This is a genomic window from Micromonospora sp. DT81.3, from assembly GCF_049847225.1.
Lineage (GTDB): Bacteria > Actinomycetota > Actinomycetes > Actinomycetales > Microbacteriaceae > Microbacterium.
Genome location: NZ_JBNCNY010000052.1, coordinates 1 through 431, shown reverse-complemented (window position 1 = coordinate 431; position 431 = coordinate 1). Strand labels below are relative to the sequence as shown.

At 73.5% G+C, this 431-nt stretch carries 1 protein-coding gene; it reads right to left on the bottom strand.

Going from position 1 to position 431, the window contains the following annotated elements; genetic code table 11:
* A partial coding sequence (locus ACPW96_RS23300) for a DUF222 domain-containing protein (RefSeq protein ID WP_425886125.1) occupies nt 1–431 on the bottom strand: 431 nt, incomplete at both ends.

Here is a 431-nt window from a genome sequence, read left to right as displayed (position 1 = left end):
TCGGTGCCGTCCAGGTGCGCGTACCCGGTGCCTGCGGCCAGGTCCGCGGCGCGGACGGACACGACCAGGGTCGGCGCGGCCCCACCCAGGGTGGACAGCTCCCCGGACCGGGCGGCGACGCTGAGGGCGGTGGCCAGGGCGTCGTGCTGCTTCTGCGCCCGGGTGCGCAGATCCGCCTGATCACGCAACACCCGCTCCCCCGCATCGTCGCCGTCCGCGGGCTCGGTGTCGGTGGGGGTGAAGCGGGGGCCGTCCAGTTTGGGGTTGAGTTGGCAGTCGAAGATCCGCTGCAGTTGGGCGGCGACCTCGGGGAGCAGGTTCCCGCGGACCGGGATCACCCCGTCCCGGGCGATCCCCAGGGTGACTCCGCGTGTGCGCATCACGGCCGCGTCGCGGGGTTCAGTGCCGTCCTGATCCAGGAACACCGCCCA